The following is a 9,295-nucleotide window of genomic DNA, read 5'->3' on the forward strand; positions in this document are numbered from 1 at the left end:
CGGTACGCGGATGCTGGTCAGCCCGCTTCGGGGTCGCCCCGGGTGTAGCTGAGCCGCTGCACCTGGCCGACCTCGCCCGCGTGCTTCACCTGCTTGCCGTTGACGTACAGCTTCACGCCCCCGGCGTTGCCCAGCACGAGATCGAGCCGCTTGTCGTCGGTGAGGGTCTTGGACTGCCCCTCCTTGAGCACACCTTCGTGGATCAGCCGCCCGTTGTGGTCCTTCGCGGAGACCCAGCTGTTCCCCTTCTCCGCGGTCATCCGGACGGTGACCTTGTCGGCGGGCGCTCCGGCGATGGCGCTCTCGGACGGCTCGGGGTCGCTCTTCCCGGAGGGCGAGGGGTCGGCGGAGGGAGTCGCCGTGGGCTTCCCCGAGGGGGCCTCCTCCGCGGCCTGCTTGCCGGAGTCCTCACCGCCGCCGCCACCGACGAGAGTGAAACCGACGAAACCGACCACCGCGACGATGGCGGCGACCATCGCGGCCGTCCAGTTCGGTCTGCGCGGCTCGGGGCGGATGCGCTCCGCCTCGAACAGGGTCGCGGGCGGTGTGGGCTCGGGACGGCCGCCGTGTTCCTCGTCGTACTGCGCGACCAGAGCGTCGCCGTCGAGGCCGACGGCGCGGGCCAGGGTACGGAGGTGGCCGCGCGCGTACACGTCTCCACCGCATCGGGAGTAGTCGTCCTGTTCGATCGCCTGGACGATCGGGACACGCACCCGGGTGGCGGTACTGACCTCTTCCACGGTCAGCCGTGCGTCGATGCGGGCCTGCTGGAGGGCTCGACCGACCGGGGGCCGGTCCTCTTCGGGGGAGTTGCCGATGGACACGGGGGCGCCTTTCGAGCGTGTAGCCACCTGCTGGGGGTTCAGTCTAGGGGCGGAGCAAAAGGGTGGGGCAAGCGGGCGGAGCAAGTTTGTACGCCATATGTATGGCGTACGTATGACCGAGCTGCGCCGGGGGGCGCCCGCGCGGAACCGAGTACGCCGACGTCTACGCCGTCCCTTCCCTCAACTTGACGTACAGACCACGGAAACGGTTGCCTCGACCGCCCTTTCGAGTGAGCTGTACCGCCGGGCAGCCGGTGCGGGGCGCCCCACAGGCGCCGTGGCAGCCGTCCGCCGGCCGGCACCGGGCCGCCCCCGCCGAGGTGGGCGTGCCGAATCCGGCGCCGGGGCCTGCGCACGGGAACTACTGCCCGCCGCCTCTGATGACCGTGAGCACCTCGTCCAGCTCGTCGGGCTTGACCAGGACGTCCCGCGCCTTGGACCCCTCGCTGGGACCCACCACGCCGCGCGACTCCATCAGGTCCATCAGCCGCCCCGCCTTGGCGAACCCGACCCGCAGTTTGCGCTGGAGCATCGAGGTCGACCCGAACTGGGTGGAGACGACCAGCTCCGCCGCCTGGCAGAGCAGATCCATGTCGTCGCCGATCTCCTCGTCGATCTCCTTCTTCTTGCCCTGCGCCCCGGTCACGTCCTGCCGGAAGACGGGCGTCATCTGCGCCTTGCAGTGCTCGACGACCGACTGGACCTCCTGCTCGTTGACGTAGGCACCCTGCATCCGCGTCGGTTTGCCCGCGCCCATCGGCAGGAACAGCCCGTCCCCCTTGCCGATGAGCTTCTCGGCACCGCCCTGGTCGAGGATGACGCGGCTGTCGGCCAGGGACGAGGTGGAGAAGGCCAGCCGGGAGGGAACGTTCGCCTTGATGAGACCGGTGACGACATCCACCGACGGCCGCTGGGTCGCCAGCACCAGATGGATGCCGGCGGCCCGCGCGAGCTGGGTGATCCGCACGATCGCGTCCTCCACGTCGCGCGGCGCCACCATCATCAGGTCGGCCAGCTCGTCCACGATCACCAGCAGGTAGGGGTAGGCCGTCAGCTCCCGTTCGCTGCCCTCGGGAGCGGACACCCGTCCGGCCCGTACCGCCTCGTTGAAGTCGTCGATGTGGCGGAACCCGAACGCGGCCAGGTCGTCATAGCGCAGATCCATCTCGCGCACGACCCACTGGAGGGCCTCGGCGGCCTTCTTGGGGTTGGTGATGATCGGGGTGATCAGATGCGGGATGCCCTCGTAGGCGGTCAGCTCGACCCGCTTGGGATCGACGAGCACCATCCGCACGTCCTCCGGGGTGGCACGGGCCATCACCGAGGTGATGAGGCAGTTGATGCAGGAGGACTTGCCGGAGCCGGTGGCGCCCGCGACGAGGATGTGCGGCATCTTCGCGAGGTTGGCCGAGACGTATCCCCCCTCGACGTCCTTGCCGAGCCCGACCAGCAGCGGATGCTCCTCGCCCGAGGCATCGGCGGACCGCAGCACGTCACCGAGGTTGACCATCTCCCGGTCGCTGTTGGGGATCTCGATCCCCACCGCGGACTTGCCCGGGATCGGATTGATGATGCGGACGTCGGGACTGGCCACGGCGTAGGCGATGTTCTTGGCCAGGGCCGTGATCTTCTCGACCTTCACCCCCGGCCCCAGCTCGATCTCGTAGCGGGTGACCGTCGGACCGCGGGTGAAGCCGGTGACGGCGGCGTTCACCTTGAACTCGGTGAAGACAGTGGTCAGCGACTGCACCACCTGATCGTTGGCGGCACTGCGGGACCGCCCGGGACCACCGCGTTCCATCAGGTCCAGCGACGGCAGCGCGTAGGTGATGTCGCCGGAGAGGGTGAGCTGTTCGGCGCGCGCGGGCAGGTCGGCGGGTTCCGGCGGCGCCGCGGCCTTGGTCAGGTCGGGAACCGGGGTGCGCCCGGTGGCCTCGTCCCCCTGCGGACCCTCCCCCTGCCCGCCGCTGTGGCCCCGCGCACCCGGCACGGGCGAGCCGGTCGCCTCGCCCGTGCGCTTCCCGCCACGCGACCTGGCGACCGAGGTGGTCAGATCGGCGACCACCGCGGACGGCTGGACCCCGTTGACGACGGCCCCGTCCAGCGAGGCGGCGGCTGCTGCGGCCACATCCACCGCGTCCCGCGTCCGCTCGCTCTCCCCGGCACTCGCGCCGAGCGCGCCGATCTCACCGTCGGCGGGCGACGCCTCCCGGGGCCCGGCCCGCCGACGGCGGTCCAGCGCCTCCTTCTCGGCGAGCGCGGGAGCGATCCGGTCCTTGCGCATGCTGTGCGCCCGGCGGCCGGCGGCCGGCTCCTCCTCGTCGTCCGGCTCCAGGTCGTAGTCGTAGCCGGCCACCGGCTGGACGACGCCCAGCCTGACCCCGGCCGCCCGGAGCCGCTGCGGGATGGCGTTGACCGGAGTGGCCGTCACCACCAGCAGTCCGAAGACGGTGACGAGAGCGAGCAGCGCCACCGCGAGCATGTTTCCCAACGTGAAGATGAGCGGCCGGGAGACGGCCCAGCCGACCAGGCCGCCCGCGTCCCGCAGCGCGTCGTCGCCCGCCCCCCTGCCGGGCGCGCCGCAACCGATGTGGACGAGCCCCAGCACCCCGACCAGCAGAGCCGAAAGCCCGATCACGATCCGGCCGTTGGCCTCGGGCTTCTCCGGATGGCGGATCAGCCGCACCGCGATGACGGCCAGCAGTATCGGCACCAGCAGATCCAGCCTGCCGAACGCGCCGGTCACCAGCATCTCCACCAGATCCCCGACCGGCCCCTGGAGATTGGACCAGGTACCGGCCGCGACGATCAGTGCGAGACCGATCAGCAGCAGCGCGAGTCCGTCCTTGCGGTGGGCCGGGTCCAGCGCCTTCCCGCTGCGCCCTATGCCCCGCAGAAGCGCACCGAGAGTGTGCGCCAGGCCGAGCCAGCACGCCTTGAGCACCTTGAGCACGCCGCTGGTCGGGGACGGCGCCGCCGTGCCCTTGCCGCCCTTGGCCGCGGGCTTCTTGGCGGGCGCCTTCTTGGCGGCTGCCTTCTTGGGCGGCGCCTTCTTCGCCGGGGCCGCCTTCGCAGACTTCGGGGCAGCCTTCTTGGCGGGTGCTTTCCTGGCAGCCTTTCCTGTTCCCGACGCGCGTGAGGCCATGGGTGCGAGGTTACCTGGGTCGGGCACCCGAGGCACGGAGCCCGGGGCCGCCGACGCCCCTCCGGGAGGGGTGGAGCCGTCCGGACCCGGCGTCACTTCCCCGCCCGGCACTCGCCGGTGGCGGTGACGGCGGCGACGCAGCCCACGACGGGGCTGCGCCACCAGGATTCCTGACGGGGCGGCTGCGGGCAAGCCGCTCCGTCAGTTCTGCGAGGACACCTGCGCCGAGGGGTCGCCTTCCGCTCCGGGACCCAGCGCGTCAAGTGCGCTGCGCAGTCCGGCGAGTTTGCGCTCCAGATGCGCCGCGGTCGCGGCGGTCGCCCCGTCGGCCGCGCCGCCCAGCTGCTTGGTGAGCGCCTCGGCCTGCTCTTCGACAGCCGCCAGCCTGGCGGAGAGTTCGACCAGCAGCCCCTGTGCCTCGTCGTCGCCGTCGCGCGCCGGGCCACGCTCCCCGCCGTTCTCCAACTGGAGCCGGAGCAGCGACGCCTGCTCACGCAACTGCACGTTCTTCATGTACAGGTCCACGAAGACCGAGACCTTCGCCCGCAGCACCCAGGGATCGAACGGCTTGGAGATGTAGTCGACCGCTCCGGCCGCGTATCCGCGGAAGGTGTGATGCGGGCCGTGGTTGATGGCCGTGAGGAAGATGATCGGAATGTCGCGGGTGCGCTCACGGCGCTTGATATGTGCTGCTGTCTCGAAACCGTCCATGCCCGGCATCTGGACATCCAGCAGAATGACCGCGAAGTCGTCGGTCAGCAGCGCCTTGAGCGCTTCCTCCCCTGACGATGCCCGCACCAGCGTCTGATCGAGCGCGGAGAGAATCGCCTCCAGCGCCAGCAGATTCTCCGGCCGGTCATCGACCAGGAGGATCTTGGCCTTCTGCACCATGGCCCGTCCTCCTCGCCCCGGCAGCCTCTCGGACGCCGCCCCTGGGAGCGGCATCCTGTCGCCGCCGCCCGTCCTTGTGCCGGTCATGGTAGCCGCACCCCGCGGTCCGCCACACCCTGTCACCGTGATGTCACTGTGCACGTACCGGAAACGCCCCAGAGGACCAAAAGGTTCCCGGTTCACCGCGCTTCCACACTCGTTCGACCACACTGCGTCAACGGAAGCACTCATCGACACAGTGTCATATTCACCCGCCCTCCATCCACCGCCTCATGACATCCAGCAGATGATCAGTGTCCACCGGCTTGGTGACGTAGTCGGAAGCACCGGATTCGATGCTCTTCTCCCGGTCCCCCTTCATCGCCTTGGCGGTCAGCGCGATGATCGGCAGCCCGGCGAACTGCGGCATCTTGCGGATCGCCGCCGTCGTCGCGTAACCGTCCATCTCCGGCATCATGATGTCCATCAGCACCACGGCCGCGTCGTCGTGCTGCTCCAGCACCTCGATGCCCTCCCGGCCGTTCTCGGCGTAGAGGACCTGCAGCCCGTGCTGCTCCAGCACACTGGTGAGTGCGAAGACGTTCCGGATGTCGTCGTCGACGATGAGCACCTTCCGGCCCGCCAGATCGCCCGCCGCGCCGGCTCCGGGAGAGGGTGCCTCCCGGTCGTGGCGGGCCGCCGAGTCCTCGTCGGCCGGCTCCACGGCGCCCTCGGACATTCCCGCGGCCGCGCCGCCCTGGAGGAGCACCGGGGCAGCGGTGCCGGTGCCGCCCGCGGCCCCGTCGGCCCCGTTGTCGCCCGCCGGGGACGACGGACGGGCCTCCGGGGGCAGTTCGGGCTGCGCCTGGCCGCTGGCGTCCCGCAGCCGCCGCCGGTCGGCGAGCGAGTGCGCTGCCTCGTCCGCGGTCTGCTCGCCGGCGGATCCCCCGGCGCCGCCCGCCGTCTGCTCGATCGCCGCGGGCCCGGGAACGGCTGCGTGCGCCTCCGGGAGGGCCATCGGAGCGCTGCCCGAGACGAGCTGCGCGTAACCCTGCGGAGGCAGCTCCGTGGGATGCAGCGGCAGGTAGAGCGTGAAGGTGGAGCCGCGGCCCGGCTCGCTGACCGCGTGGATCTCGCCGCCCAGCAGCCGGGCGATCTCCCGGCTGATGGACAGCCCCAGCCCGGTCCCGCCGTACTTCCGCGACGTGGTGCCGTCGGCCTGCTTGAACGCTTCGAAGATGACCCGCATCTTGCTCTGCGCGATACCGATCCCGGTGTCCGTGACGGAGAAGGCGATCAGCTCCGAGTCCGGGTCCCGCAGCGACCCGTGCTCCAGCATCTGCTCCCGGATCGCGTCGGGAACGTCCGAGCGGGCCGAGCGGATCACCAGCTCGACGGCCCCGCTGTCGGTGAACTTGACCGCGTTCGAGAGCAGGTTGCGCAGCACCTGGAGCAGCCGCTGCTCGTCGGTGTGCAGCGTGGCCGGCAGCTCCGGCGAGACGCTCACCGAGAAGTCCAGCCCCTTCTCGACGGTCAGCGGCCGGAAGGTGGCCTCCACGTAGTCGACCAGTTGCACCAGCGCGATCCGGGTCGGGCTGACGTCCATCTTCCCCGCCTCGACCTTCGACAGGTCGAGGATGTCGTTGATGAGCTGCAGCAGGTCGGACCCCGCGCCATGGATCGTCTCGGCGAACTCGACCTGCTTGGGGGACAGGTTGCTCTCTGCGTTGTCCGCCAGCAGCTTCGCCAGGATCAGCAGCGAATTCAGCGGTGTGCGCAACTCGTGCGACATGTTGGCCAGGAACTCGGACTTGTAGCGCATCGAGACCGAGAGCTGCTCGGCGCGCTCCTCCAGAACCTGCCGGGCCTCTTCGATCTCCCGGTTCTTGATCTCGATGTCGCTGTTGGTCTGGGCGAGCTGCTCGGCCTTCTCCTCCAGTGCGGCATTGGACTCCTGAAGGGCCTTCTGCCGGTTCTCCAGCTCGCCGGAACGCTCCTTGAGCTGTGCCGTCAACTCCTGCGACTGCTCCAGCAACCGCTCGGTGCGCATATTGACGCTGATGGTGTTGACGCTGGTCGCGATCATCTCGGCGATCTGGTTGAGGAAGTCCTTCTGGATCTGCCCGAACGGCTGGAAGGACGCCAGCTCGATCACACCGAGCACCGTGCCCTCGAAGATGACCGGCAGCACCACGAGATGCGCCGGCGGCGCCTCGCCCAGCCCCGAGGAGATCTTCAGATAACCGGGCGGGACATTGCCCATCTCGATGGTGCGCTTCTCCTTCGCCGCCGTCCCGACCAGGGACTCACCCGGAAGGAACGACGTGGGCATGCTGTCCGTGCAGTAGCCGTAACTGCCCAGCATCCGCAGTTCGTACCTGCCGTCCTCGCCCGGCCCGGCACCCACACCGACCGCGCTCTCCGGGGTCCCCTCGGGCAGCGAGATGAAGAACGCGCCGTGCTGCGCCGAGACCACCGGGGTCAGCTCGCTCATGATGAGTCCGGCCACGTCCCGCAGGTCGCGACGGCCCTGCATCAGGCCCGAGATCCGCGCCAGGTTGCCCTTGAGCCAGTCCTGCTCCTGGTTGGCCTGCGTGGTGTCCCGCAGGTTCGCGATCATCGTGTTGATGTAGCCCTGCAGCTCCAGGATCTCCCCGGCCGCCTCCACGTCGATCCGGACGTTGTGGTCGCCGCGCGTCACCGCGGTGGCCACCTCGGCGATCGCCCGCACCTGGCGGGTCAGGTTGCCCGCCATCTCGTTGACGGAGTCCGTCAGGTCCTTCCACGTACCCGCGACGCCCGGCACCCGTGCCTGGCCGCCCAGCTGGCCCTCGGTGCCCACCTCGCGGGCGACCCGGGTGACCTGCTCGGCGAACGACGAGAGCTGGTCGACCATCGTGTTGATGGTCGTCTTCAGCTGGAGGATCTCGCCGTTGGCCTCGATGTCGATCTTCTTGGTCAGATCGCCCTTGGCGATGGCGGTGGTGACCATGGCGATCTGCCGCACCTGTCCGGTCAGATTGGACGCCATGGAGTTCACCGACTCCGTCAGGTCCTTCCACGTACCGGCGACACCGCGGACCCGCGCCTGGCCGCCCAGCACACCGTCCGTGCCCACCTCCCTGGCCACCCTGGTGACCTGCTCGGCGAACGACGAGAGCGTGGTGACCATCGTGTTGACGGTGTCCGCGAGCTGCGCCACCTCGCCACTGGCCTCGACGGTGACCTTCTTCGTCAGGTCGCCGCCCGCGACCGCGGTGGCCACCTGGGAGATGTTGCGCACCTGGGAGGTGAGGTTGTTGGCCATGATGTTGACGTTGTCGGTCAGGTCCTTCCAGATACCCGACACGTCACGCACCCGCGCCTGCCCGCCGAGGATGCCCTCCGTGCCCACCTCGCGGGCGACGCGGGTGACCTGCTCGGCGAACGACGAGAGCGTGTCCACCATGGTGTTGACCGTCGTCACCAGCGCGAGGACCTCGCCCTTGGCATCGACGGTGATCTTCTTCGAGAGGTCACCCTGAGCGACGGCGGTGGTGACCTCGGCGATGTTCCGGACCTGGGAGGTCAGGTTGTTCGCCATGAAGTTCACGGACTGGGTGAGGTCCTTCCAGGTGCCGGAGACCCCCTTGACCTCCGCCTGCCCGCCCAGGATGCCTTCGGTACCGACCTCGCGGGCCACCCGGGTCACCTGCTCCGCGAACGACGAGAGCTGGTCGACCATCGTGTTCAGCGTGGTCTTCAGCTCCAGGATCTCGCCCCGCGCGTCCACGTCGATCTTCTGCGACAGATCGCCGCGCGCCACCGCGGTGGCCACCTGCGAGATGTTGCGCACCTGGGAGGTCAGATTGCCCGCCATGCCGTTCACGGAGTCGGTCAGATCGCGCCACACACCCGCGACGCCCGGCACCTGGGCCTGGCCGCCCAGCCTGCCCTCCGTGCCGACCTCCCGGGAGACCCGCGTGACCTGGTCGGCGAAGGCGGAGAGCTGATCGACCATCGTGTTGATGGTGTTCTTCAGCTCCAGGATCTCGCCGCGCGCGTCGACCTCGATCTTCTGCGACAGGTCACCGCGCGCCACCGCCGTCGTCACCTGGGCGATCTGCCGCACCTGGGAGGTGAGGTTGTTCGCCATGAAGTTGACGGAGTTCGTCAGGTCCTTCCAGGTGCCCGAGACGCCGTCCACCCGCGCCTGCCCACCGAGCCGGCCCTCGGTACCGACGTCCCGGGCCATCCGGGTCACCTGCTCGGCGAACGACGACAGCTGGTCCACCATCGTGTTGACCGTGTTCTTCAACTGGAGCATCTCGCCGGAGACGTCCACGGTGACCTTCTGGGACAGATCACCGTTCGCGACCGCCGTCGTCACCTGCGCGATGTTGCGGACCTGGCCCGTCAGGTTGCGGAACGCGGTGTTCACCGAGTCCGTCAGGTCCTTCCAGGTACCGGCCGCCCC

At 69.6% G+C, this 9,295-nt stretch carries 4 protein-coding genes; all 4 read right to left on the reverse strand.

Features of this window, described 5'->3' with window-relative positions; genetic code table 11:
* Window positions 1-17 precede the first annotated feature (17 nt).
* The gene (locus A949_RS0131845) at window positions 18-824 is read right to left on the reverse strand and encodes a helix-turn-helix domain-containing protein (RefSeq protein ID WP_019360115.1); all 807 of its coding nucleotides are present in this window, start codon (window positions 822-824) and stop codon (window positions 18-20) included.
* Window positions 825-1,185: 361 nt separating this feature from the next.
* On the reverse strand, window positions 1,186-3,969 hold the full coding sequence (locus A949_RS0131850) for an FtsK/SpoIIIE family DNA translocase (RefSeq protein ID WP_019360116.1): 2,784 nt from the start codon (window positions 3,967-3,969) through the stop codon (window positions 1,186-1,188).
* Window positions 3,970-4,170: 201 nt separating this feature from the next.
* The gene (locus A949_RS0131855; RefSeq protein ID WP_019360117.1) at window positions 4,171-4,860 is read right to left on the reverse strand and encodes a response regulator; all 690 of its coding nucleotides are present in this window, start codon (window positions 4,858-4,860) and stop codon (window positions 4,171-4,173) included.
* Window positions 4,861-5,107: 247 nt separating this feature from the next.
* A partial coding sequence (locus A949_RS35825) for a HAMP domain-containing protein (RefSeq protein WP_019360118.1) occupies window positions 5,108-9,295 on the reverse strand: 4,188 nt, incomplete at its 5' end.

Origin of the sequence: Streptomyces sp. AA1529 (genome assembly GCF_000280905.1) — a bacterium.
In the GTDB taxonomy this organism is placed as follows: domain Bacteria; phylum Actinomycetota; class Actinomycetes; order Streptomycetales; family Streptomycetaceae; genus Streptomyces.